This window comes from Streptomyces sp. TS71-3, assembly GCF_018327685.1.
GTDB lineage: Bacteria > Actinomycetota > Actinomycetes > Streptomycetales > Streptomycetaceae > Streptomyces.
On the sequence record NZ_BNEL01000003.1, the window covers coordinates 3485675 to 3509205 of the forward strand.

Here is a 23531-nt window from a genome sequence, read left to right on the forward strand (position 1 = left end):
ATGGCGGTGACGTCCGGGGGACCGCCGGATCCGCCCGCTCCCGCTCCCGCACCCGCCCCGGGCCGCCGGGATGCCGGGGCGACCAGGTCCGCCATCGTCCGCGCCGCCCGCCACCTGCTGGCCCGGCACGCGCACGCCGACATCACCCTGAAGGCGGTCGCCGAACGCGCGGGCGTGAGCGCGCCGTTGATCCTCAAGTACTTCGGCAGCAAGGACGCCCTCTTCGCCCAGGTGATGTCCTTCGAGGCGGACGCCGCCGCGCTGCTGGACGCGCCGCTGCACGGGCTCGGCGCGCACATGGTCCGGCACGTCCTGGTCAGCCAGATCGAGCGCGGCGCCGACCCGCTGCTGCGAGTGGTGTTCGCGCCGCTGCACCGCGAGCACGGCGACGTCCTGCGCGCCAACTTCCGCGCCCAGGTCGCCGAACGCCTCGCCGCCCGGCTGGCGGGACCCGACACCGGCCTGCGCGCCGAGCTGGCCGTCGGCATGCTGCTCGGCCTCGGCGTGATGTACGGCATCGTGAGCGGCACCCATCTGCGTGCCGCCGCCGTCTCCGCCATCACCGACCGCTACGGTCCCGCGGTCCAGGCCCAGCTGACCCCGGGGCACGCGGGCGGTGCGCCGGCGTAGGCGCGGTTCCTCCGCCGGCGTCCGGCGGACGGTGGGCGCCGTCTCCGTGTGCGGCGCCCGCGCGCTGCCCCATTCGGGGCGTACGTCGTCCGGACCCGCTCCGGCGGCGCCGGTGGTGCGCTGCTCATAGCGTTGCTCGCGACAGGGTGTTTCCGGGGCCCCTCAGGCGGAGGTGCCCGACGGCGGAGCGGCGCAGCCGGGCGGCGGACAGGGAGCGTGGCCATGCGGACGAGCGCACGGGTTTCTGCCGCAGCCATGGGCGCCGCGGCCGTCGCGATCGGGCTGGCACCGGCCGCCGTGGCCGGAACGGCGCTGCCGCCGGCGCACGTGAGGAGCGCGCAGCAGCCGACGGGACAGGGTCCGCCGGTTCGCCCGGACACCGGTGCCGGGCGGAGCCGGAGCGGCGCCGTGAGCCGGCCGGAACGATCGGGGAGCCCGGCAGGGGAGCCCGCCGGACCGTCCGCCCGTTCCCTGCCGGGCACCGCCGCCGCACGGTCTGAGCGACCGGCATCCGGCGCGGCGGGGAAGCCGGACGGCGTGTCCGGCCCGCCGGCGACTCGGAGCGGAGCCGCCGAGCCCGCCCCGCGACCGGGCACCGGGGACCCTCTGGACACCCGCCCGCCGGCCACCGGCGGCCGGACCGGCGCGGCCACCGCGACCCCTCCGGCCACCGGCACCGTGCCGGAGGAGGGTCCGCTCCAGGACGAGGGGACGAGCCGCGGCGTCGCGGAGGACGCCGGCTCCGCACGGAACGGTGGAACGGCACAGGACGGCGGCACCCCGGCGGACGGATCCGCACGGGGCGGTGCCGCACGGGACGACCTCTCCGTCTACGACCCCACCCCCACCCCTGCTGCCGAGCCGGCCCGGGGCGGCCGGCCGGACGCCCCGGGCGGGAGCACCCGCCGCCCGGCCGGAGCACCCGCCGTCGGCACCGGCGCCGCGGGAACATGCCAGGGCACCACGAGCGGTTCGGCGCGGCCATCGGGCGGCGCTCCCTCACCCACCCGCGATCCGGGCCGTGCCCGGAAGCCCTCCGCCGGCCGCGGCACCGCCCCGGACGGCGTCCCCGCACCGGACCGATCGGGCCGCCCCGGCCCGGCCGGAGGCGCCGTCGAGGCGGGTGTCGGCGGTTCCGGCATCCCCTGGGGGCCCGCCCAACTCGCCCTGGGCGCTGCCCTGATGCTCGGAGTGCTCGGCACCGCCGGGTACCACGGCGTCCAGTACGCCCGCGCGACGACCCGGCGAGAGTGATCCGCGCCCTCGCCGAGGGGCATGGGCGCACCCGTCCGGACGGAGCACCCCGCCGCCGCCACCGGGACCCGCGAAGGCACCGCCCCCGCCGAGCCCATCGCACTCCGCATGAGGAACCGCCCGAACCGCCCCCGTCAACGCCCCCCAGAAGCCCCCGACACCCCGGCCACCGGCGCGGGGAGCGGCGTGGCGGGGCCGACCGGACCGGGGGCCGGGGCCGGGCCGGGCGCCGTGAGGTGGGTGTGCAGCAGGTCGTCCAGCGCCTCGCGCACCCCGGCCTCCCGTGCCACCGAGAACAGCGCCCGGGTCAGTGCGGGTTCGGGGCCGCGATCGTCGGTGACCAGGCCCACCCGGGCGCCCTGCACCGGACCGGTCAGCGGCACCACCCGCATGCCCTGCGGCACTCCGAACATGTGCAGCCACGCGTGCGAGATCACGCTCGACCAGCGGCCGCCCGCCAGATGCGCGTAGAGCCCCGCCACCGTGTCCGTCTCGATCGCCGGGCGCGCCGTCGCGCCGTCGGCGCCGAAGCACTCGTCCATGATCCGGCGGTTGCGCATCCGCTGCGCCAGCAGGCACAGCGGCACCTCAGCCACCTCGGCCCAACGCGCACGCTCCGCCCCGGCGAGCGGCCCGTCCCCCGGCGTGAGCAGCACGTAGCGCTCCTCGTAGAGCGGGATCCTGTGCACGTGCCGCAGCGTGTCGTCGTCGATGTACGTCATGGCGGCGTCGATGTCGCAGTTGCTGAGCATGCGGACGATGTCACGCGACGACAGCGACTCGACCAGGCTCACCCGGGCGTGCGGATGGCGGGCGCAGAACGGGGTGGTGAGCAGCGACGCGACGGTCAGGGCCGTGGGGATGGCGCCCAGGCGCAGCACGCCCGTGAGGCCGCCGCGCAGCTCGGAGAGCTCCTGCCGCATTCCGTCGCACTCGGCCAGGATGCGGTGCGCCCAGGACAGCACCCGTTCGCCCTCCGGGGTGAACCCCTCGAAGCGCTGCCCGCGCCGCACGATGGCCACGCCGAGCTCGGCCTCCAGACGGCGGATGCCGGCGGACAGGGACGGCTGCGAGACGAAGCACGCCGCGGCGGCACGGGCGAAGTGCCGCTCGCGGGCCAGGGCAGTGAGGTACTCGAGCTGGCGAAGGAGCATGCCCCACCTTGTGCGCGCCGGGGCACGTCCGTCCAGACACCTGTCACCCCCGGTGTGTGCGGCACCGGGCGGGCACGCGCCGCACGGCCGCCGCGGAGCACGTCACCCCGCGGCGCGCGGCCCCGCTGCCCGTCGCCAGCTGTGCTGGGGCACGAAGCCCAGTAGCCGTTCGCACGCGCTCGTGTCGTACAGCGAGGTGTGGTCGGCAAGGGGCAGGAAGGCCGGGACGCCCGGGTAATGGGTGTCCATCAGCTCGGCGGAGGTGAGCGGTGACGAGGTGTCGGGGGCCGCGACGTTGATCACGTGACAGCCCCGCACGTCCGCCTCCACGGCCCGGCGCACGGCGGCCGCGGCGTCCCTGGTGTCCAGCCACCCCCACAGGTCGTGCCGGTGGGCGCCCGGGTCCGCGGCCACCGCGGCGAGCTGCCGCTCCAAGCGCTCGCCGCTGCCGGTGAACGGGAAGCGCATGCACACCACGTCCATGCCCCACAGGCGGTGAGCGGTCCGCGCCACCTCCTCCAGCACCAGCTTCGAAAGACCGTAGGAGTCCCGCACCAGCGTCGGATGCTCCTCGTCGATCGGCACGTAGAGCGGCGAGACGGGCACCGGCGACCAGGCCAGGCCGAGTGCCGACAGGCTGGACGCGGCCGCGACCCGTCGCACCCCGGCCCGCCCCGCTTCCTCGAACACCCGGTGTGCGGTATGGCAGTTGTGCGCGAACAGCGCGCTGGGGTCGTCCGGGTCGGGGTGCGGGATGGCGCCGAGGTGCACCACCGCCTCGGCGCCGTCCATCGCCTTGCGCACGAGCTCCGGGTCCTGGAGGTCGCCGACGTGCACCCGCTCCGGGCGGGAGTCGTCCAGGGGCACCCGGTCGGTCGCCACCACGGTGTGCCCGGCGGCCAGCAGTTCCGTGAGGACGTGCTGTCCGATGTGGCCCGCGGCGCCGGTGACCAGGATCCGCATCAGCCCTTCACCGCCCCGACCAGACCGCTCACGAAGTACCGCTGGAGGCTGACGAAGAGCAGGATCACCGGGATCACCACGATCAGCGCGCCCGCCATCAGGTTGTTGTAGTGCGGCACGCTCTCCGCGGCCAGCGTCTGGAGGCCGAGCGGCAGCGTGTACGTGGACGGGTCGTTCAGCGACACCCGGGTCAGCAGGTACTCGTTCCAGGTGGGGATGGCCGTCAGCAGCGCCACCGTGATGAGCGCCGGGCGGGCCAGCGGCAGGTACACCCGGGTGAAGATGCGCAGTTCACCGGCGCCGTCCACCCGCGCGGAGTCCCGCAGCTCCTTGGGGACGGCGGCGAACGCGCCCGTCATCAGCAGCACCGACAGGGGCGCGGTGCCGTTGACGAACGGCAGCACGAGGCCGATGTGGGTGCCGAGGATGCCCATCTTGTTCTCCAGCAGCACGATCGGCAGCATCACCGTGATCCCCGGTACGAACAGCAGCGAGACGAACAGCCGGGACAGCGCGGTCCGCCCCGGGAAGCGCAGCACCGCGAAAGCGTAGCCCGCCGCCGCGTAGATGACGAGGGTGAGCACGGCGGTCAGCAGCATCACCTGGACGCTGTTGAGGAAGTAGTCGAAGAAGTGCAGCCGGTCCCAGGTGCTCACCAGGGTGTCCCAGGTGGGGTGCTGCGGGATCAGGTGCCCGCCGCGCACCACCTCGTACTGGTCCTTGAACGCCGCCGACACCATCCACAGGAACGGATAGATGCTGACGAGCCCGTACAGGGCGAGCAGCACGCCCACGACCAGGCGTGCCAGCCGCCGGCGGGTCCGCGCGGCGCCGTCCGCGGAGTGGGCGGACGGGGCGGCCGGCGCCGTGGAGATCGTCGTCATGTCTTGCTCCGCAGGGCTCGCAGATTGATCAGTGCCAGGATCAGCGCGGCGGCGAACAGCAGCCAGCCGAGCGCGCTCGCCAGGCCCAGGGTCGGCGCCAGGTCCTTCAGGAACGCCAGGCGGTACGCTTCCAGGCCGAGCACGTTGGTGTGGTCGCCGGGGCCGCCGTCCGTCATCACCAGGAACGTCTGGAAGCCCTGGAGTGACTCGCGCAGATTGAGCAGGACCACGATGGACGTGATCGGGCGGACCAGCGGCCAGACCACGGAGGCCGTCGAGCGCCACCAGCCGGCGCCGTCGAGCTGCGCCGCCTCCAGCAGGCTGCCGTCGATGCCCTGCAACCCGGTGAGGTACAGCAGCATCGCCACCGGCACCGCGCCCCAGACCGTCACCACGATCATGGTGGGCAGCGCCGTGTCCGGGTTGCCCAGCCAGCCCTGCGGCTGCTGGAGCGAGCCCAGGCCGAGCTGCCCGAGCAGGGTGTTGACCGCGCCGTCCGGTTGCAGGATGTACGTCCACGCGAAGAACACGGCGATGCCGCTGGTGACGTACGGCAGGAAGTAGACCGAGCGGAGGAAGCCCTGCATCCGCTTGGCCTGGTTGAGGAGGACGGCCAGCGGGAACGACACGACGACGGTCAGCACCGGCACGCCGATCATCACCCAGAGGGTGTTGACCGCGGCGTGCCGCACCCGGGGCGCGTAACGCGGGTCGTGCCAGAGGATGTCGGCGTAGTTGCCGAGCCCGACCCAGGTCCAGTGCGGCGTGAAGCCGTTCCACTGGGCGAAGCTCAGCGTGAAGCCGTAGCCCACCGTGTACAGGCCCATCACGCAGAACAGCACCACGGCCGGGGCGACGAACGCGTAGCCGGCCAGGGCCTCGCGTAGCCGGGCCGAGCGCCCGCCCGAGCTGCCGGAGGACGCCTGGCCGCCGTCCGCCGCGGGCCCGCCCAGCGGCCCCGGACGGCCGCCGCCCGGGGCCCCGGCCTCGGCCGGGGCGGCGGACCGGAAAGCGGCGCTCACTTCGACGCCGCCCAGTAGGAGTCGATCACCTTGCGCATGTCCTGCCCGGTCTTCGCGGGCGTCGACTTCTTCAGCGGGGTGAGGTCGGCCAGCACCTCGCCGACCGGGTCCTGCTCGTAGCCCGCCGGCCGGAAGTCGTTGAGGCTCGGGTTGTAGGTCTCGCCGGGGGCTCCCTGGAAGCTGTCGATCAGCGAGCCGAGCGTGGGTCCGAGCACCTTCACTCCCTCGGTGCCCAGCTCGGTCGCCGGCAGGTCGATGGACTCCTTGGCGAACTGCGCGGCCACCTTCTGGCCGGACAGGAACTCCATCCACTTCCTGGCGTTGTCCGGCTGGGTGCTGGTGGACGTCAGGGTGAGCCCGGTCAGCGCCAGGGGCCCGAGGCCCCGGTGCGCAATGGCGCCGTCCTTGGGCGCGGGCAGCCCGAACGCCATCACGTCGTCGGCCTTCATCCCGTTCTGCTGGAGGAACGCGAGCGTGAACGTGCCGCCCACGTCGAAGGCGGACTTGCCCTGCGCGAAGGCCTGGTCGGCCTCGTCGATGGTGAGCGTCTGCGTGCCGGGCATCCAGTACGGGGTGAGCTGGTCGTACATGCCCAGCACCTTGGTGCCGTCGGGGGACGCGAAGTTCCGCGCGGGGTCCTCACCGAACAGCGCCTCGTACTTCTCCTTGCCGAGCTGGGCGAAGGCCAGCGGCTGGAGGACCCAGGTCAGGCCGGTCGCCTTCACCTTCAGGCCCAGGCTGACGCCGCCCTTGGAGGCGTCCTTCGCCTTCGTCTTCTTGACGTCGGCGAGGAACTCCTCCCAGGTCGCCGGGGGTTTGGTGATGCCGGCGGCGGCCAGGACGGCCTTGTTGGCGTAGACGATGCCGAAGGTGCCGGTGGTGAAGGGGACGCTGAAGCGCTGGCCCTTCTGCACGCCGTGGAGCTTGGAGTCCTTCGGCACCGACTCGCGGAAGAACTCGTCATTCACCGTGCCCGAGGTCCGTACGGCCTTCTGGAAGCGGTCGGTCCACGAGGCCGGGACCTGGCCCTTGAGGTCGGCGGCGATGCCCGCCGCCCCCAGCGAGAGGTCCTCACCGTCGGAGTGCGTCTCCAGCACGTCCGGCAGGTCGTGGGTCTTGGCCGCGCTCTGCACCTTGGTGGTGTACGCGTCGTCCGGCGTGTAGGCCTCGATGCTGACCGAGATGCCGGTCTGCTTCTTGAACTCCTTCGCCGCGGTCCGCAGCGCCGCCACGTGGGACTGCTTGAAGGTCCACATCTGAAGCGTCTTGGAGTCGCCCGAGCCGGACGAACCCCCGCACGCCGCGAGCGACGTCATCGAGAGCGCAGCGGCGAGCACGGCGGCCGCACAACGGACCTTTCTGGACACAGGTATACGCATGGGCCCCTACCTCGGAGATTGATCGTTCAGAAGGCCGAATGGCGTTGGAGTGACTGAACTTAGGCTCGTCGTGATATAGCGTCAAGACGCACGCTGCTACTGAGGGCGGCAGTGCATGGGGTGCGTACGGGGTTCCGTCGGGTGCGCAGGTCCGGGGAGCGGAGGATCAGTGGATGCGGTGACAGCGGCAGCGGCCCACGGGCGCAAGGCCGATGAGGTCAAGTCCGCGGCTCGGGTGCTGGAGGTGCTCGAACTGCTGGGGCAGGACGGCGCCCGCCTCTCGCTCGCCGAGATGGCGAGCGCGATGTCCGTGCCGAAGAGCAGCCTGCACGCGATCCTGCGCACCATGGAGGCCAGGCGCTGGGTGGACCTCGACCCCTCGGGCACCCGCTACAGCCTCGGCCTGAAGGCCCTGCTCACCGGCACCGCCTACCTGGAGGGCGACGACGTGGCGAGCCTCGCGGGGCCCGTGCTCGACCTGCTGGCCGAGGAGACCGGCGAGGCCGTCCACCTGGGCAGGCTGGACGGCACGGACGTGGTCTACCTGGCCAAGCGCGAGTCACGGCACGCGCTGCGGATGTTCTCGGCGGTCGGCCGCAGGCTGCCGGCGCACGCCACGGCCCTCGGCAAGGCGGTGCTCTGCCAGTACGACGCCGCTCAGGTGCAACGCCGGCTGAGCTGGCCCCTGGAGCGGCTCACTCCGGACACCGTCACCGACCCCGACGAGCTGCTCCAGCAGCTCGCCGAGGCCCGGCTGCGCGGCTGGGCGCTGGACGACGGCGAGAACTCCGTGGACATCCGGTGCGTGGCCGTCCCGCTCGGCCCCACCTCGTCCGGCGGCGACGCGCTGAGCTGCTCCGCGCCCAAGAGCCGGATGGACGACGCGCGCCTGGAGGAGGTGGCGGATGCCGTCACCGAGGCGGCGCACTCCCTGCGCACCCTGCTCAAGCGTATCGGCCAGCACTGAGACGGCCCGTGACCGGGCATCGAAGAGGGAGAGTCCAGGGGTGCCCCGGACGCTGTCGGGCGCAGGTCATCCGATGTATTTTGGTAGGTGCGTTGACAAAATCGAGAGCTATGCGTTCGGATACTAGGACGTCATTCTGATACCTGCATGCGGGAGTTCGCATGGCTCAGCCTGATGCCTCAGCCGACCTCCTCGCCCCGGCCCCCTGGGTCGAGGAGCGCGGCGCAAAGATCCGCATCACGGCCGTACGCACCTTCCTGACAGCCCCGCACGGCTGCCCCCACCTCATCGTCCGCATCGAGACCAACGACCCCGGCCTCTACGGCCTCGGCTGCGCCAGCGACCCGCAGCGCACCCTCGCCGTCCGCTCGGTCCTCGACGACTACGTGGCCCCGATGCTCGCCGGGCGCGACCCCGACGACATCGAGGACATCCACCGGCTCCTGCTCAACAGCGCCTACTGGCGCGGCGGATCGGTCACGGGCAACGCCCTCGGCGGTGTCGACGTCGCCCTGTGGGACCTCAAGGCCAAGCGGCTCGGGGCCCCGCTGTACTCGCTGTTCGGCGGCCGGGTCCGCACCGGCGCCGCTGCCTACACCCACGTCGACGGCGCCGACGCCGAGGAGATCGCCGACAAGGTCGCGGCGGCCCGCGAGCACGGCTTCGACCACGTCCGCATCCAGGCCGCCGTGCCCGGCGCGGACACCTACGGAAGCCACGGCGCCGCCGTCGACCCGGCCGCCGTCCGTGCCCGCCGGGTGCCCTGGGACTCCGCCGGCTACCTGCGTACCGTCCCGGCCGTCCTGGCACGCGTGCGCGAGATCGCCGGCGACGGCGTGGAGCTCCTGCACGACGTGCACGAGCGCCTCGACCCCCGGCAGGCGCGGGAGTTCCTGCGCCGGGTCGCCGACGTCGGCCTGTACTTCGTCGAGGACCTGCTCGCGCCCGAGGACGCCGGGCACTTCGCGCGGCTGCACGCCGTCTCGCCCGTGCCGCTCGCGGTCGGGGAACTCTTCCACGACACCGCGCAGTTCCTGCCCCTGCTGGACGGCCCCGCCATCGACTTCGCCCGGATCCGGATCCCGACGCTCGGCGGCCTCACCCCGGCCCGCAAGATCGCCGCGGTGTGCGAGCTGCGCGGCGTCCGGCTCGCGCCGCACGGCCCCGCCGACGTCAGCCCCATCGCCCAGGCCGCGACCCTGGCCCTCGACATCAGCAGCCACGCCTTCGGCGTCCAGGAGGCCGCCACCTTCAAGCTCGCCGCCCACGACGTCTACCCCGGCACGATCGTGCCCCAAGGCGGCTCCCTCGTCCCCCGCGAGACCCCGGGCCACGGCGTCGACTTCGACGAGACCGCGGCCCGCCGCCACCCCGTGCCCGAGCCCCTCGGGCACGACCGCTGGGCCCTGCTGCGCAACACCGATGGGAGTGTGCAACGACCGTGACGACCGACACCCGACGGGCACTCGTCGTGCGCGGTGGCTGGGAAGGCCACCAACCCGTGACGATCACCGACCTCTTCGTGCCGTTCCTCAAGGACGAGGGCTTCACCGTCGACGTCTCCGACTCGCTGTCCGCCTACGAGGACGCGGACCTGCTCGCCGCCACCGACCTCGTCGTGCAGTGCTGGACCATGGGCACCATCACCGCCGAGCAGAGCGCGAACCTGTCCGCCGCGGTCCGTGCGGGCACCGGCCTGGCCGGCTGGCACGGCGGCATCGTCGACGCTTTCCGCGGCGACGTGCAGTACCAGTTGCTGACCGGCGGGCAGTTCCTGATGCACCCGCCCGGCTTCCTCGACCACGAGGTGCACATCGCCCCCGAACGCTCGGACCACCCTGTCGTCGCCGGCCTCGGCGACTTCCGGGTGCACACCGAGCAGTACTGGGTGGCCACCGACCCGCTCGTCGACGTGCTGGCCACCAGCACCTTCGAGGCCGACGACGTGCGCGAGCGCGCGACCGTGATGCCCGCCGTGTGGGCCAGGAGCTGGGGCGCGGGGCGGGTCTTCGTCAACACGATCGGCCACAAGCCGGACGACTTCGACGTGCCCGAGGTGCGGACACTGACCGAGAGGGGACTGCTGTGGGCGAGCCGGTGAAGCCGCTGCGCGTCGGCATGGTGGGCGCGGGGAAGATCAGCGGCGCCTACCTGGACACCCTGGCCCGGCTGGACAACGTGCGCCTGACCGCCGTCACGGACCTCGACCCCGGCCGCGCCGAGCAGGCCGCCCTGAAGGCCGGCGGGGAGGTCGCCGTCGCCCCGTCCGTCGTCGACCTCGCCGGCCGGGACGACGTGGACGCCGTCCTCAACCTCACGATCCCGGCCGCGCACGCCTCGGTCGCGCTCACCGCGCTCTCGGCCGGCAAGCACGTCTACGGCGAGAAGCCCCTCACGGCGAACCGCGGCGAGGCCGAGTCCGTGCTGGCCGCCGCCCGCGCCGGCGGCCTGCGGGTCGGCTGCGCCCCGGACACCGTCCTCGGCACCGGCACCCAGACCGCCCGCAAGGCCGTCGATGACGGGCTCATCGGCGCGCCCGTCGCCGCCACCGCGTTCATGACGACCCCCGGCCACGAGGCCTGGCACCCCGACCCGGAGTTCTACTACCAGCCAGGCGGCGGCCCGCTGCTCGACATGGGCCCCTACTACCTCTCCGCGCTGGTGCACCTGCTCGGCCCGGTCGCCCGCGTCACCGGCGCCGCGTCCCGGCCGCGTGCGGAGCGGGCGATCGGCAGCGGCCCGCGCGCCGGCGAGGTCTTCCCGGTCGAGGTCGACACGCACGTCACGGGCGTCCTCGAGCACGCGGGCGGGGCGCTGTCCACCCTCGTGATGAGCTTCGACATCCACGCCGCACGGCTGCCGAGGATCGAGGTGCACGGCACGGAGGCCTCCCTCTCGGTCCCCGACCCCAACCGCTTCGACGGCCCCGTGGAGCTGTACCGGCAGGGCGTCTGGCAGGAGTTGCCGGTGTCGGCCGGCTACCCCGAGGGCGGCCGGGGCACCGGGCTCGCCGACCTCGCCGCGGCCCTGGCCGAGGGCCGCCCGCACCGCGCCTCGGCTGAACTCGCCGGGCACGTCCTCGACGTGATGCTCACGCTGCTCGACTCCGCCCACCAGGGCGCCGCACTTGCGGTGCACAGCACCTGCGAGCGCCCCGCGCCCGTGGTGAACGCCGCGGCGACGCCGTAGCCGGCGCGGCCCGGACTGGCCGCCCGCGAAAGGCACCGCACAGATAGGGCGGCAGGAAGAAGAGGGCCTTCCTGCCGCCTTCTGCTGCCCGGAACACGTCACTTGAATTAATTGACGAACTCGACAGAAAGTGGTCTGCAATTCGGCTGACAATGCATCGGACGCCCCTGACCACCAGCGAGAAGATGGAAGGCGCGCAAGACGTTGACTTGATAACACACTTGGTTTTACATGTCGGTGACCCGCTGGACAGGGAGGGCCGCCGATGCACGACCGGAGAGATTCCGGCGAGGAACGCATCACCGCATTCCTTGCCGAACGACTACGGCCCGCGCTGTATCCGCAGCGGGTGCCCCTGGACGTCAGCGCCTGGCACATCCCGGGGGAGCCCGTCCCCGCCGGCATCGCCCTGCGGGCCTCGTACGCCCCCTTCGCGGTGGGCGACCCCTGGGGCAGCCCCTGGTCCACCACCTGGTTCCGCGTCCACGCCGCGGTGCCGGAGCGCTGGGCGGGCCGCCGTGTCGACCTCCTCGTCGACCTCGGCGGCACGGACGGCGCCGCGGGCGGTCCCGCGGCTCTCGTCCACGACGCGCACGGCACACCCCTCAACGGCCTGCACCCGGGGGCGGACCCGCTTCCCGTGCGGCTCAGGGCGCGCGGCGGTGAGCAGGTGCGCCTGCTGATCGAGGCCGCCGCGGACCCGCCCATCGACCCGGACCGCGGCACCGGGCTCCTTCACGGCGACCCGGCCACCGCGGGCGACACTCCGCTGTACCGGTTGCGCAGCGCCGACCTCGCCGTCCGCGACGACGGCGTGTGGCGGCTGCTGCACGACATGGCGGCGCTGGCCGACCTGATGCGGGCCCTGCCCGCCGGCAGCGCCCGGAGGCAGGAGCTGAGCCACGCCCTGGAGCGCGCCATGGACGCCGTCGACCCGGCGGCCGCGGCCCGCACCGCGTCCCGCGCACGCGAACGGCTCGGCCCGGTGCTCGCCCGCCGCGCCGGCGACTCGGCGGGCAGCCTCGCCGTCGTCGGCCGGGCGCCCGTGGGCATGGGGCTGCGCCCCGCGCACGAGGCCGTACGCGCCTGCGCGCGGGCCTTCAGCACCCTGGCGACCCTCGCCGCGGAGTATCCCGAACTGGTCGTGGCGGTCCCCGGGGCCCAGCACCACGCCTGGATGAAGGAGCACCAGCCGCATGTCTTCGAGCGCATCCGCAAGGCGGTCGCCGACGGCAACTGGGCGCCCGTGGGGGGCATGTGGGTACCGGCGGACACCGAGCTCGCCGGGGGCGAGTCGCTGGTGCGGCAGTTCGTGCACGGCCGCCGCTTCCTCCGCGACGAGCTGGGCGCCGACAGCGACGGCGTCTGGCTGCCCGACGCGATGGGCGCCTCCCCGGCGCTCCCGCAGCTCGCCCGGCTGGCCGGCGCCACCTGGCTGCTGGCGCGCCGTCCGGCCCCGGACCACGCGCCCGCCCCGCCGCACCACACCTTCCGCTGGGAGGGCATCGACGGCACCGCCCTCCTCACCCATCTCGCGCCCGGCGCGCCCGAGGACGGCGCACCCGCCCTCACGGGGGCCGGCGCGTCCGCTCCCACCCCCGCCGGCCCCGCCACCCGTGCCCTGCTTCCCGCCGGCCGCCCGGCCGCCGGTCCCGACCGCGCCCTGCTGGAGCGCACCCGCCGCCTCGCCGACCTCGACGGAGCCCCGAAGGTGACGATGCAGCACCCGGCGGCGTTCTTCCGCACCGCCCGCGACGAGCACCCCGACAGCCCCGTCGTGCGCGGCGCACTCGACCTGGCACCGCACTGCGGCGGCTTCACCAGCCAGGCCCGCACCAAGCGCGCCAACCGGCTGAGCGAGTCACTGCTGCACGAGGCGGAACTCTGGTCCGCCACCGCGGCGGTGCGCCTCGGCATCGGCTACCCCCACGACGAACTCGACGCGCTGTGGAAGCAGGTGCTGGCCCAGCAGAGCGACGACGTCCTCTCCGGAGCCGGCATCGCCTGGGTGCACGCCGACGCGGAGGCCGCGCACCGGCTGGCGCAGCGCAGGCTCGAACGGCTGGTACGGCGCGCCGCGGGCGAGCCGGACGGCACCGCCGTGCTCAACCCCGCCCCGGTGCCGCGCCGCGAGGTCGTCGTGCTGGACGCACCCGCCGGCCCCGTCCCCGGCACCGCGCAGCTGATGCCCGACGGGCGCCTCGCCGTCCTCGCCGAGGCGCCCGCGCTCGGCGCCGGCCCCGCGGGCATCCCCCTCGGCGGCACGGCCCCCGTCAGCGTCCGCCCCGCGGCCGGCGGCGGGCACCTGCTCGACAACGCCCTGCTGCGGGTGCACATCGGCCCGGACGGCCTGGTGCGCTCCCTGGTCGACCTCGCCACCGGGCGCGACGCCATCGCCCCCGGCGCCGCGGGCAACCTCCTCCAGCTCCACCGCGAGGGCACCGGCCGCACCGGAGCCCGCGACCTGGACCCCCGCCCCGGCACGATCCGCGATCTGGACGGCGCGGCCCGCGTCGCCGTGTACGCGCACGGCCCGCTGCTGGCCACGGTGCGGGTGTCGCGCGTCACCGGACGGTCCACCGTCGTGCAGGACCTCACGCTCACCGCCGGCAGCCGCGCCCTGAGCATCGGCACCGACGTCGACTGGCGCGAGCGGGACACCGTCCTCACGTGCGCCTGGCCGCTGGACGTGCACGCCGAACAGAGCCGCGCCGGCATCCAGTTCGGGCACGTGACCCACCCCGTCCACGAGGACGGCGACGGGGACCCGGCGCGGCACCAGGCGACCGCGCACGGCTGGATCCACCTCGGCGAGCACGGCTGGGGCGTGGCCCTGGCCACCGACACGGTGCACGGCCACGACGTCGCCCGCCGCACCCGCGCCGACGGCGGCACCACCACCGTGCTGCGCACCACCCTCCTGCGCGCGCCCGGCCGACCCGACCCGCACGCCGACCGCGGACCCCAGCGGTTCCGGCACGCCCTGGTGCCCGCCGCGGACACCGCGGACGCCCGCGACGCGGGACAGGTCCTGTGCCATCCCCTGCGCCCCGGCCCGGCCGGCCCGCCCGGCCCGCCCCTGGTCGCCGTCGACAACCCGGACGTCGTGATCGACACGGTCAAGCTCGCCGACGATCGCAGCGGTGACGTCGTCGTGCGCCTCCATGAGTCGCGCGGCGGCCGGGCGGCCGTACGGCTCGCCGTCGGGTGCGCCGCCACGGCCGTGCACGAGACGGACCTGCTGGAGGAGCGGAGCGCCGAGCACCCGCTCAGGGGCGGCGGGGTGCGGCTCACGCTGCGGCCCTTCCAGATCCTCACGCTGCGTCTGGTGCGCGGCCCCGTCCCCTGCGACGCGCCGGAGGGCCACGGTGCCTGACACGCAGCAGGCCGGCGGCCTTCCGCCCGAGACCTACGCCCGGTTGCGCCGCTGGGCGGAGCAGGACGGGCCCATGACCACCCGGGCGCGCGTCGTCCTGCTCGCCGCGCAGGGGCTGCGGGACGCCGAGATATCCCGCCGCCTCGGGGTGTCCCGGCAGACCGTGGGCACCTGGCGGCACCGCTGGCAGAGCGCGGGCCTCGCCGGGCTGCGGCAGCGGCCCCGCACCGGACGCCCCGTCACCGTCGACGAGGCGGAGGTCGTCACCCGCGCCCTTCTCGCACCCGGCGGCAGCGGCGCCAGTCGGGCCATCGCCCGCGAAGTGGGCCTCTCGCACGCCACGGTCGCCGCCATCCGGCGCCGCTGGCGGCTCGCCGCCGACGAGTTCCCCACGCCGCACGTCCCGACCAGGCCCCCGCTGCCAGGCGCCGACATCTGGGTGATGGGCCTCTACGTCGACCAGGACCGCGCCGTGCTGCTCACCGGAACCCGGCCTGGCGCATCGGGCCCGGCCCCGGCCGCCTCGGTGATCGGCGAGGACCTGCTCGACGGCCTCGACCGCGCCCTGGACGCGGTCCGCGCCGCCGCCCCCGGCACCGCCGCCGCGGCCGTCGGAGACCAGGCCCTGGCGCGGTACCTCGCCGCGGCCGCCGAGCACCATCCGGACATCGCCCTGCACGCCGTGACTCTGTGGGATGCAGCCCAGGACCCGGACGGCGGGCCGCACCGGGGGACCCGCGGCCGGACGAGGACCGCTGGGCCCGCACCGACCGATACGGAGCCGGGGCCCACACGCGCCGCCACCGAACCCGAGCCCGCCGCGGTGGGCAAGCTGACCTTCCACGACCTGCCCGCCCGCTCCACCTGGCGCGGCTTCCTGCACGCCATGATCGCCCTCGACAGCACCAGCCACCCCGAGTCCTCCCGGCGGGTCTACCTCGACCTGCTCAGCGCCCTGGAGCGGCACGGCACGGCGCGCACCACCGGCCCGTTCGCGCCGGTGTGCTGGCTGCGCGAGAACGTCGCCGAGCACCTGCGCGCGGCCCGCGCGGGCCAGGCCCCGGCGCACCAGGGCTCGTTCAGCGGCGTCAACCAGATCGACCTGGGCTCGTTCAACGAGTGCGTGGTCATCGAGTCCGTACGGCTGTCCGGGAGCATCACCCGCGGCGAGATCGCCCACCGCACCGGGCTCACCCAGCAGTCGGTCTCCCGGATCGCCCGTTCGCTGCTGGACCGCGGCATCCTCGTGGAGGACGCGCAGCGCCGCGCCACCTCCGGCAAGCCGCGCACCCCGATGCGGCTGTGCGGCACCGCCGCCCACGCGCTCGGCCTGCACATCGACCCCGAAGTGCTCACGGCCGTCGTCATCGACCTGGACGGCTCGCTGATCTGCACATGCACCCGGCCGGTGGGCGCCGGCATCGAACCCGGCGCGTTCGTGGACCAGGCGGTCGCCCTCGCCCGGGAGACCCTGGAGAAGGCCCGCGGCGCGGTGCGCGAGGACGGCTTCCTCGGCATCGGCGTGGCGGTGCCGGGGCCGGTGGACATCGCCTCGGGCACGGTGCTCGCCCCGCCGCTGCTCTCCGCCTGGGACGACCTGCCGCTGCTGTACCTCCTCAAGGACCACTTCCCGTGCCCGGTCATCATCGAGAAGGACTCCCTGGCGGCGGCCGCGGGGGAGCGGTGGATCGGCCGGGACCGCAGGGCGCGCGACTTCGCCTACCTCTACCTCGGCACCGGCGTCGGCTCCGGGCTCTACCTCAACGGCGACCTGTACCGCGGGGTCAGCGCCAACGCGGGGGAGTTCGGGCAGCTGTGCGCGCTGACGCTGGGCCGGGTGGGCGCGGACGGTCGGCCCGAGATCCTGCCGGAGTGCAATCCGCCGGTCTCGGTCAGCGACCTCGCCGCCCGCGGCGGGCTGCACACCCCGGAGGCGGCGCTCGGGAGCACGGCCGCCTACCGGGCAGTGGGCCGTGCGGCGGCCGCCGGCGACCCGGCCGCGGTGGCGGCGCTGCGGGAGGTGGCGGGCGCGGTGGGGCGCGGCGCGCTCGGCCTCGTCGACCTGCTGGACATCGACCTGATCGTGCTCGGCGGGCCGTTCTTCACCGAGGACGTCGCGGACTTCTACCTGGACGAGATCGGGCGCACCGTCAACGAGTTCCCCACCGCGCGACGCCTGCGGCGGGTGGAGGTGGAGCGCTCCGTCCTCAGCGCGGAGGCGGCCGCGGTGGGTGCGGCGTCCACGATCTTCCATGCGACGTTCACCCCGCGGCTGAGGGGCCGGGCGCAGGGCTGAGCGGGTCACGCGGTGCGTGGTGCCCCGTTCGCGCAGTTCCCCGCGCCCCTGTTCTCGGCGCTTCGCGCCTCTTCCGGGGGTGCCCCTGGCGGCCGGTGGTGACGTGGCGGTTTCGTCGTGGCTGGTCGCTTCCCCACTGCCTTGAGGGCGTGGGAGGTACCCCCACCCCGCGCCCCTGACAGGGCACGAAGCGCCCTTACAAGGGGCGCGAGGAACCGCGCGAGCAACCAGCCACCTGGCGACGGTCCGAGCACGGCGCACGTCACCCCTCCGGGTGGCCGTGGGGGAACCACCGGCCGGGGGGCCGCCTACACCACGGGCTTCGTGGGCCGGGTCTGCGTCCGCGGGATCTGGCCCTTGAGCATCCGGCCGCCATCCGCGGTGAGCCGCAGGTAGTAGTCGGACGAGCAGGCCGTACCGTCCTCGTCGAGCGCCCGGTACCCGGAGCCCGCCGGCACGTCCGCGGCGGTGGCCGCGGTCTTGGCGATCTGGTTGCTCTCGTTGTACTCGTCGAACATCGAGATGTAGAAGCCGGCGACCTTGATGCCCACCAGGTTGTAGAACTGGCGCCACATCAGGTCGCCGTGCCCCCGGTGCCCAGACTGGAGGTCACCGGGGATCACGCACGGCTGGTAGTCGATGCCGTGCGCGTCGCAGTCCGCCTTGTCCGGGGTGTTGAGGTCCCGCAGGAACTGGTCGGCCCCGCCCACGTCGGAGATCCGTCCCACCATCCACGGCGAGATCATGTGGAAGCCGTGGTACACGTCCGAGAAGCCGGGCCGGGAGTCGTCCGTGCCGGCGCGCCAGTGCGTGGGCACTCCGCCGATCAGGTAGACGCCCTGGCCCTTGAACCAGTTGACGACGTCCAGGCACTGGTCCGGCGTGAAGGGGCGCCCGGGGTCGTTGAACCCGAAGCCCCAGATGCACACCACCGGCTTGCCGTTCTGCCTCGCGTACGCGCTGGAGGCGGTGTGCGCCTTCATCTTCGACGTCCAGTCGTCCTTGATCTGCGACTGCATGTCGGTCCAGCCGGTGACGTCGTACATGATGTAGAACTTCCGGCCGTGCCTCTCCGCGGCCGTGCGCACCTTCTGCGCCATCGCGTCCCGGGTGGGCCCCTCGGGGCTGAACGGGTTGAAGCGCTGCAGGGCCGCGGTGTCGCAGCCGTTCTCCTGCATCCAGCGGAAGTGGGTGTCCACCGTCTGGTCGTCCCAGGAGGAGAACAGCGCCGCGCGCCCTCCGCCGTTCAGGTTGCCGTAGTCGGTCGGGTAGACCTTCTGGTACTCGCTGATGTCCGGCCAGGACGTGATGCCGGAGTTGGACGGCGACGGGGCATGGCTCATGTCCTTGCTCCAGTGCCACCATCCGTTGATCGGGGCGCCGTCACCGCCGCAGGCGAACCAGCCCTGGTAGCCGACGGTGATCTTCCCGACGACGTCCCCTGCGGGGCTCGCGCCGGGCGATGCGGTGCGCGGCGCGGGAGCCGCGCCGGCCTGGCCGGCGGCCACGGCGCCGGCGACGCCCGCGGAGGCGCCCAGTGCGGATGCCAGTAAAGTGCGACGATTCATGCTCATGGGGGAATTCCTCCATTGTTTCTGCCGGCATGCGCCGAAAACTCCCTGAGACGGGAAGCGGCGTCATGGGGACCGGCCCGAAGAGGTGGGGGAACGTCAGGCGGCGGCAGCTCCGCTTACTCCTCCGGGTGTGCTGCGAAAATACGTCTCCCGCCCCGGCCTGACAAGACCCCGGGAAATGAGAATTCGGCAGGGAAACCGCCCGTGACCTGCTGTCATGTCAGGCTGCTTTTCTTCCACTTTCCGATTGCGCCGCATTGTGGAATTTCTGCGGTGCGGGCCGCCTGCTATTCGTCGGGATGCGGGCCGGTGGGAAAGCGCCCCGGCAGCGGCGCGGGGGTGCGGGCAGAAGGCCCGCACCCCCTTGGATGCGCTCAGCGTGTCGTGCGGCCGACCGACGGCGCCCGGCGGTCAGGGATAGCTGACCACGTTCGCCACCGTGCTCGACTTGTCGGCGGGACCGCCGGTGTCGTTGATGACATGGGTGATGCTGCCCGCGCCACCGCCCAGCGAGACGGCGACCAGGTCGTGGAACTTCACCCCCGGCACGTCGGGAGCCTCGAAGGCGCGGTCGGCGGAGACCGAGTTGTCGACGTTGAAGAAGCAGTAGCTGCCCACGCCCCAGGCCTCGTGGTGCTGCACCGAGTCGGCGACCTTGTAGGCCGCGTAGCCCTTGGTGTCACCGTTCATCCAGGAGCCCTGGTCCGGCGGGTCGTACGGCATCTCGTTCTGGAAGAAGTACGTTCTGCCCCTCTCGCCGTTCCACGTCACCTGGTACTTCTGGTAGTGCTCGACGAACAGGCCGTACATGGTGACGTCGGCGCCGTTGACCACCAGGCCCTGGTCGGCCGTGTTGGAGTCCCAGCCCACGCCGTCGCCGTGGTCGGCGCGCCAGATCCACAGGTGGTCGCCGATCACGTTCGAGCTGTTCACCGTGAGGCTGGTGGTCGCCTTGCCGACCCCCGCGCCGCCGACCCGGAAGAACACGTCGTGCAGCGCCGTCGGATCCCCGGAGTGGTCCGCACCCGAGCCCTTCGGGCCGACCTGCATCAGCTCATCCGAGTTGGTGGTGCCCGCGTCGATGAGCAGCCCGGCGAGCTGCACGCCGTCGACGTCGTCCACGGACACCGCCGTGGCGCCGCCGTCCGGGATCAGCGTGGCGAGGCCGAGGCCCAGCACCACCGTGTCCGGCTTGGTGACGTGCAGCGTCTGGTCGAGGTGGTAGACACCCGGCGTGAAGAGCAGGTGCTTGCCCGCGTCCAGTGCCGCGTTCATGTCGGCGGCGCTCGCCCCCGGCTTGGCGATGTAGAAGTCGTCCAGCGGGATCGAGGTGCCCTTCGGCGTGCCCGACGACCAGGACGTGCCGGACGAGTCGGTGCGCACCGCGGGCACGAACACCTTCCACGCGCCCGAGTCGTCGACGTAGAGGAACGGCTTCTCGCGTGAGACCGGGGTCTTGTCGACCCTGGTGTAGGGCGGGTTGGGGAAGTCGCCGGCGGGGGCGTTGTCGGACCCGACGAAGACCATGTTCCAGTTGGCGCCCTTCCAGCCGCCCCACTCGGTGTTCCTGGACAGCCACTGCTGCTGGGAACCCGAGTTCACGGTGCCGTCGACCTTGGTGTCGGCCAGCAGCCCGCCGCTCGACCAGCCGCCGTCGTCGAGCTGGAGGTCGCCCTTGAGGTGCATGCGGCGGTACGGGGCCGCCTGGGAGACCGCCCAGCGGTCGCCGCCCCCGGGCGGGTTGACGGCCAGGTTCTCGGCGTCGCGCCAGAAGTTCTGCGTGGCGTTGCCGTCGAACCAGTCGGCCTCGGCATGCACCGCGCCGTTGATGGTGGTGTCGTCCGGCGACAGGCCGAGGCCGGCGACCTGGGTGTAGAAGCCGACGTTGGCGTCGGCGTCGTAGGTGCCCGGCTTGAAGAGCAGGGCCTGCCGCTGCTCGCCGAACTGGTTGGTCTCCTGCTGCTTGAAGACGCTGTCGAGCTTGCCCTGGATCTCGTCCTTCGACATCGACGGATCGAAGATCGCGACATTCGGGCCGAGGTCAGGGTCGCCCTCGGCGGCGTCCGCGCTCTGCATGGTGAGCGCGGCGGCCCCGGCCCCGACCAGCACGGCGAACGCCGCCCCCAGCCGGGCCAGCTTCCGGCCTCTTCTGTGGTCGCCCTTCACGGAGAGGAACATCGTGCGCCCTCTCAGCCCGTGTACCCGGCGAAGATCTTGGTGAACTGCCAGGCGTCCTGGTCGACGCCGGAGCAGGTGTCGTCGTTCGGGTAGGCGCCGGAGCACGGCCGGTCGCGGTTGACGGACCAGAACGACAGGCGCGCCAGGTGGTGCTGCTTCGCGTAGTCCAGGATGGTCTGGAAGTTGTCCGGGGTGACCTTCTCCTGGACGTCCGTGATCCCGTTCATCGACGACAGGCCGCTGTGCGCGTAGGCCTCCTCGTCGCTGTAGCCGTAGGCGCTCTTGACCCGGTCCTTCAGCCCGTCGGTGGCCTGGATGGTCAGCTGCCCCATGTCCTGGCCGGAGCCCCCGAAGTCGAACGGCATGATCGTCCAGCCGTCCACCTCCAGGTCCGAGTCGGCAGCCCTGTTGATCATGCTGTCGTCGGGGCCGTTCTGGTCGCTGGGGAAGGTGACGTACGTGGTCAGGCCGGAGTTGTCGGCCTTCACCTTCTTCAGCGCGTCGATCGTCTTCGCTTGCGTGTTCGGGTCGTTGTAGGCGTCGCCCTCGATGTCGATGTCGATCGCCTTCAGCCCGTAGGCGTCGATGACCTTCTGGTAGGCGCCGGCCAGGGCGTCCGCGTCGGAGCAGGACTGCTCCAGCTTGTTGCCGCTCGCTCCGCCGAAGGACGGCACCACGTCGCCGCCCTTGGCGCGCACCGCGTCGACGGTCTTCTCGTCCTGCCCGCCCTTGAGCGGACGGCTGCCGTCCCACTGCGGGTCGCAGTTGCCGGCGTCGAGGACGAAGGCCATGGTGAACCAGCTGACCCCGGTGGCGTCCATGACCTCGGCCGGGTCCGGCGGATTGCCCCAGCCGTTGTAGATGTACGGGGCGACGGCGGCGGGGGCGGCCTTGACGGCGGGCGCGCTGCCGGGCGTGCCGGCCCAGGCGGCCACGGTGGTGCCGGTCGCGGTGGCGGCCACGGCCGCGGCCAGGGCGATCCAGCGCCCGCGGCGTGACATGCGGTGTCGTGCAGTGCTCAACGTGCTCACCTCTTGTTGTGGGGGGAGAGGGCGGCAGCGGGGGCGACGGCGGCGCCGTGGCCCGCGGGGGCCTTGGCCGGAGCGTGGCCGGCGGCGGAGCCGCCCCAGGTGAAGGTGGCCGAGGCGCCGGCCGGCAGGTCGTAGGTGAAGTGCTCACCGTTCCAGCCGATGTCGGCGGTCTGGATGGAGCCGGTGTCGTTGTAGGCGATCAGCGCCTTGCTGCCGTCCGGGTTCTGCCAGGCGACGTTCATCACGGAGGGGTCGGCCGTGGAGTCGATGCGGTGGGCGCCGGGCCTCACGAACTTGGTGAGGTGGCCCATCGTGTAGTACTCGATGGTGTAGTCCACCTGCCCGGACCTGTCGTCGCCGTTGTGCACCGTGATCAGCCCGGTGCAGGTGCCGCAGCCGCCGTTGTGCGGGCCGCCGTTCTGGTCCACCGCCAGCGACCACTTCACCCAGCTGCTGCCCCAGTTGCGGGTGTAGTCGATCAGGTTGTGCATGTCGTCGTGCTGCTGGTTGGCGACCCAGGTGCCGCCGGAGTGCTCGGTGTCGAAGACGCCGATGTCCGGGTAGCGGTCGTGGATCGTGGACTGCTCGCCGACGTCGCCCTCGTAGCCGTGCCAGGCCATGCCGCCGAAGTTGGGGTTGCCCCTGACGGCCGCGTCGCCCACCGTCTCGGCCGCGTACTCGTCGTAGCGGTTCCAGTTCCAGTCCAGCGCCAGGACCTTGGTGGACAGGCCGGCCTGCTGGAGGGCGGGCAGCAGGTCCGTCTTGGTGAAGTACGCGAGCCCCGAGCCGTTCCACTGCATGGACGGGTAGCCGGAGCAACAGGTCGGCTCGTTCTGCACGGAGACGTAGTCGACCGGCACGCCGCCCGCCTTGTACGCCTGGAGGTACTTGACGAAGTACTGGGCGTAGGCGGCGTAGTACTTGGACTGGAGCCAGCCCTGGTCGAGGCTGTCGTTGTCCTTCATCCAGGCGGGCGCCGACCACGGCGAGCCCATCACCTTGGTGTCCGGGTTGAGCTGCCTGGCCTGCTTGGTGAGCGGCAGCACGTCGGCCAGGTCGTGGTCGATCGAGAAGTGCGAGAGGCTCTCGTCGGTCTGCCCGGCCGGCATGTCGTCGAAGGTGTACCCGGTCCTGGCCAGGTCGGAGCCGCCGATGGGATTGCGGATGAAGTCGAGGCCGATGCCCTGCTGCGGGTCGAAGAGCTTCGTCATGGCCTCGTCGCGGGCCGACTGGCTGAGCGCCCCGCTGCTGTTCATCAGCCACGCCGCGGTGTCCGTGAAGGAGGCGCCGCCGCCCTCGAACGCCTGGTACTGCTTGGAGTCGTCGACCTGGATCTTTCCCTGGCCCGCGGCGAACGCCACCGGATCCTGCTTTTCCAGGCCCTTGACGACATGGCGGCCACCGGAGTCGTCGGTGGTGGTCAGGTAGACCTGGACCGCCTCGCCCGCCGTCGGGTCCGCGTTCGCCAGTGTGGGGTACAGGGCGGCCGCGCCGAGGGCGGTCAGTGCCGCCGTCCAGAGCACGCCACGTCTGCCCGCGAGGCGTCGTGGGGTGCTGCGATGTGTGGGGTGTCTCATTGTGGGGGGATGCCTTCCTGGTTCGCGGGCGGGCCGCTCGGCGCCCGGATCCCGGAG

The 23531-nt window shown here is 73.1% G+C and carries 17 protein-coding genes; 8 read left to right on the plus strand and 9 right to left on the minus strand.

What is annotated here, in order from left to right:
- Together Sm713_RS38700 and Sm713_RS38705 are read left to right on the plus strand one after the other, a co-directional pair.
- Entirely contained in the window at positions 1-630 is a 630-nt protein-coding gene (locus Sm713_RS38700; RefSeq protein WP_212914595.1) for a TetR/AcrR family transcriptional regulator, read from the plus strand.
- A gap of 537 nt (positions 631-1167) precedes the next feature.
- On the plus strand, positions 1168-1884 hold the full coding sequence (locus Sm713_RS38705) for a hypothetical protein (RefSeq protein WP_212914596.1): 717 nt from the start codon (positions 1168-1170) through the stop codon (positions 1882-1884).
- A 134-nt stretch (positions 1885-2018) separates the two neighbouring features.
- Here the strand turns inward: Sm713_RS38705 and Sm713_RS38710 are convergent, their stop codons facing one another.
- The 5 genes from Sm713_RS38710 to Sm713_RS38730 form a co-directional block, all read right to left on the minus strand.
- On the minus strand, positions 2019-3038 hold the full coding sequence (locus Sm713_RS38710; RefSeq protein WP_212914597.1) for a LysR family transcriptional regulator: 1020 nt from the start codon (positions 3036-3038) through the stop codon (positions 2019-2021).
- A 102-nt stretch (positions 3039-3140) separates the two neighbouring features.
- A complete protein-coding gene (locus tag Sm713_RS38715) occupies positions 3141-4001 on the minus strand; it encodes an NAD(P)-dependent oxidoreductase (RefSeq protein WP_212914598.1) in 861 nt (286 codons plus the stop codon).
- Positions 4001-4885, minus strand: coding sequence for a carbohydrate ABC transporter permease (locus tag Sm713_RS38720; RefSeq protein ID WP_212914599.1), 885 nt, complete (start codon positions 4883-4885; stop codon positions 4001-4003). Before Sm713_RS38720 ends, Sm713_RS38715 begins: the two co-directional genes overlap by 1 nt.
- On the minus strand, positions 4882-5907 hold the full coding sequence (locus Sm713_RS38725) for a carbohydrate ABC transporter permease (RefSeq protein WP_249416956.1): 1026 nt from the start codon (positions 5905-5907) through the stop codon (positions 4882-4884). Before Sm713_RS38725 ends, Sm713_RS38720 begins: the two co-directional genes overlap by 4 nt.
- Positions 5904-7286 carry an ABC transporter substrate-binding protein gene (locus Sm713_RS38730; RefSeq protein WP_212914600.1) on the minus strand — a complete coding sequence of 461 codons (1383 nt, stop codon included), beginning with the start codon at positions 7284-7286 and terminating at the stop codon, positions 5904-5906. The genes Sm713_RS38725 and Sm713_RS38730 overlap by 4 nt, the downstream gene beginning before the upstream one ends.
- Before the next feature lie 178 nt (positions 7287-7464).
- Here Sm713_RS38730 and Sm713_RS38735 point away from each other — a divergent pair, with 178 nt between their 5' ends.
- From Sm713_RS38735 to Sm713_RS38760, 6 genes are all read left to right on the plus strand, one after another.
- Positions 7465-8253 carry an IclR family transcriptional regulator gene (locus Sm713_RS38735; RefSeq protein ID WP_249416957.1) on the plus strand — a complete coding sequence of 263 codons (789 nt, stop codon included), beginning with the start codon at positions 7465-7467 and terminating at the stop codon, positions 8251-8253.
- Between the two features lie 161 nt (positions 8254-8414).
- Positions 8415-9698, plus strand: coding sequence for an enolase C-terminal domain-like protein (locus tag Sm713_RS38740; protein WP_212914602.1), 1284 nt, complete (start codon positions 8415-8417; stop codon positions 9696-9698).
- Positions 9695-10354, plus strand: a complete 660-nt coding sequence (locus Sm713_RS38745; protein ID WP_212914603.1) for a ThuA domain-containing protein — start codon at positions 9695-9697, stop codon at positions 10352-10354. Before Sm713_RS38740 ends, Sm713_RS38745 begins: the two co-directional genes overlap by 4 nt.
- Entirely contained in the window at positions 10339-11442 is a 1104-nt protein-coding gene (locus Sm713_RS38750; protein ID WP_212914604.1) for a Gfo/Idh/MocA family protein, read from the plus strand. Before Sm713_RS38745 ends, Sm713_RS38750 begins: the two co-directional genes overlap by 16 nt.
- 265 nt (positions 11443-11707) lie before the next feature.
- Positions 11708-14818, plus strand: coding sequence for a glycoside hydrolase family 38 C-terminal domain-containing protein (locus Sm713_RS38755; RefSeq protein WP_212914605.1), 3111 nt, complete (start codon positions 11708-11710; stop codon positions 14816-14818).
- The gene (locus Sm713_RS38760) at positions 14811-17114 is read left to right on the plus strand and encodes an ROK family protein (RefSeq protein ID WP_249416958.1); all 2304 of its coding nucleotides are present in this window, start codon (positions 14811-14813) and stop codon (positions 17112-17114) included. The genes Sm713_RS38755 and Sm713_RS38760 overlap by 8 nt, the downstream gene beginning before the upstream one ends.
- Before the next feature lie 308 nt (positions 17115-17422).
- Here Sm713_RS38760 and Sm713_RS38765 read toward each other — a convergent pair whose 3' ends face one another.
- The 4 genes from Sm713_RS38765 to Sm713_RS38780 all read right to left on the minus strand — a co-directional run bounded on the left by Sm713_RS38765 (position 17423) and on the right by Sm713_RS38780 (position 23474).
- Positions 17423-18688, minus strand: a complete 1266-nt coding sequence (locus Sm713_RS38765; protein ID WP_212914606.1) for a glycoside hydrolase family 71/99-like protein — start codon at positions 18686-18688, stop codon at positions 17423-17425.
- 411 nt (positions 18689-19099) lie between these two features.
- Positions 19100-20866 (minus strand): coagulation factor 5/8 type domain-containing protein, encoded by a 1767-nt coding sequence (locus Sm713_RS38770; protein WP_212914607.1) that lies wholly within the window; start codon positions 20864-20866, stop codon positions 19100-19102.
- Between the two features lie 11 nt (positions 20867-20877).
- Complete coding sequence (locus Sm713_RS38775) at positions 20878-21888, minus strand: chitinase (protein ID WP_308293215.1); 1011 nt, start codon at positions 21886-21888, stop codon at positions 20878-20880.
- A gap of 5 nt (positions 21889-21893) precedes the next feature.
- A complete protein-coding gene (locus Sm713_RS38780; RefSeq protein ID WP_212914608.1) occupies positions 21894-23474 on the minus strand; it encodes a glycoside hydrolase family 30 beta sandwich domain-containing protein in 1581 nt (526 codons plus the stop codon).
- Positions 23475-23531: the final 57 nt, after the last annotated feature.

What these genes read in the sequence shown, in the direction of transcription:
- Sm713_RS38740 (WP_212914602.1), top strand. Translation starts at nt 8,415, where the DNA reads ATGGCTCAGCCTGATGCCTCAGCCGACCTCCTCGCCCCGGCCCCCTGG.
- Sm713_RS38755 (WP_212914605.1), top strand. Translation starts at nt 11,708, where the DNA reads ATGCACGACCGGAGAGATTCCGGCGAGGAACGCATCACCGCATTCCTT.
- Sm713_RS38700 (WP_212914595.1), top strand. Translation starts at nt 1, where the DNA reads ATGGCGGTGACGTCCGGGGGACCGCCGGATCCGCCCGCTCCCGCTCCC.
- Sm713_RS38710 (WP_212914597.1), bottom strand. Translation starts at nt 3,038, where the DNA reads ATGCTCCTTCGCCAGCTCGAGTACCTCACTGCCCTGGCCCGCGAGCGG.
- Sm713_RS38780 (WP_212914608.1), bottom strand. Translation starts at nt 23,474, where the DNA reads ATGAGACACCCCACACATCGCAGCACCCCACGACGCCTCGCGGGCAGA.
- Sm713_RS38730 (WP_212914600.1), bottom strand. Translation starts at nt 7,286, where the DNA reads ATGCGTATACCTGTGTCCAGAAAGGTCCGTTGTGCGGCCGCCGTGCTC.
- Sm713_RS38720 (WP_212914599.1), bottom strand. Translation starts at nt 4,885, where the DNA reads ATGACGACGATCTCCACGGCGCCGGCCGCCCCGTCCGCCCACTCCGCG.
- Sm713_RS38715 (WP_212914598.1), bottom strand. Translation starts at nt 4,001, where the DNA reads ATGCGGATCCTGGTCACCGGCGCCGCGGGCCACATCGGACAGCACGTC.
- Sm713_RS38770 (WP_212914607.1), bottom strand. Translation starts at nt 20,866, where the DNA reads ATGTTCCTCTCCGTGAAGGGCGACCACAGAAGAGGCCGGAAGCTGGCC.
- Sm713_RS38765 (WP_212914606.1), bottom strand. Translation starts at nt 18,688, where the DNA reads ATGAGCATGAATCGTCGCACTTTACTGGCATCCGCACTGGGCGCCTCC.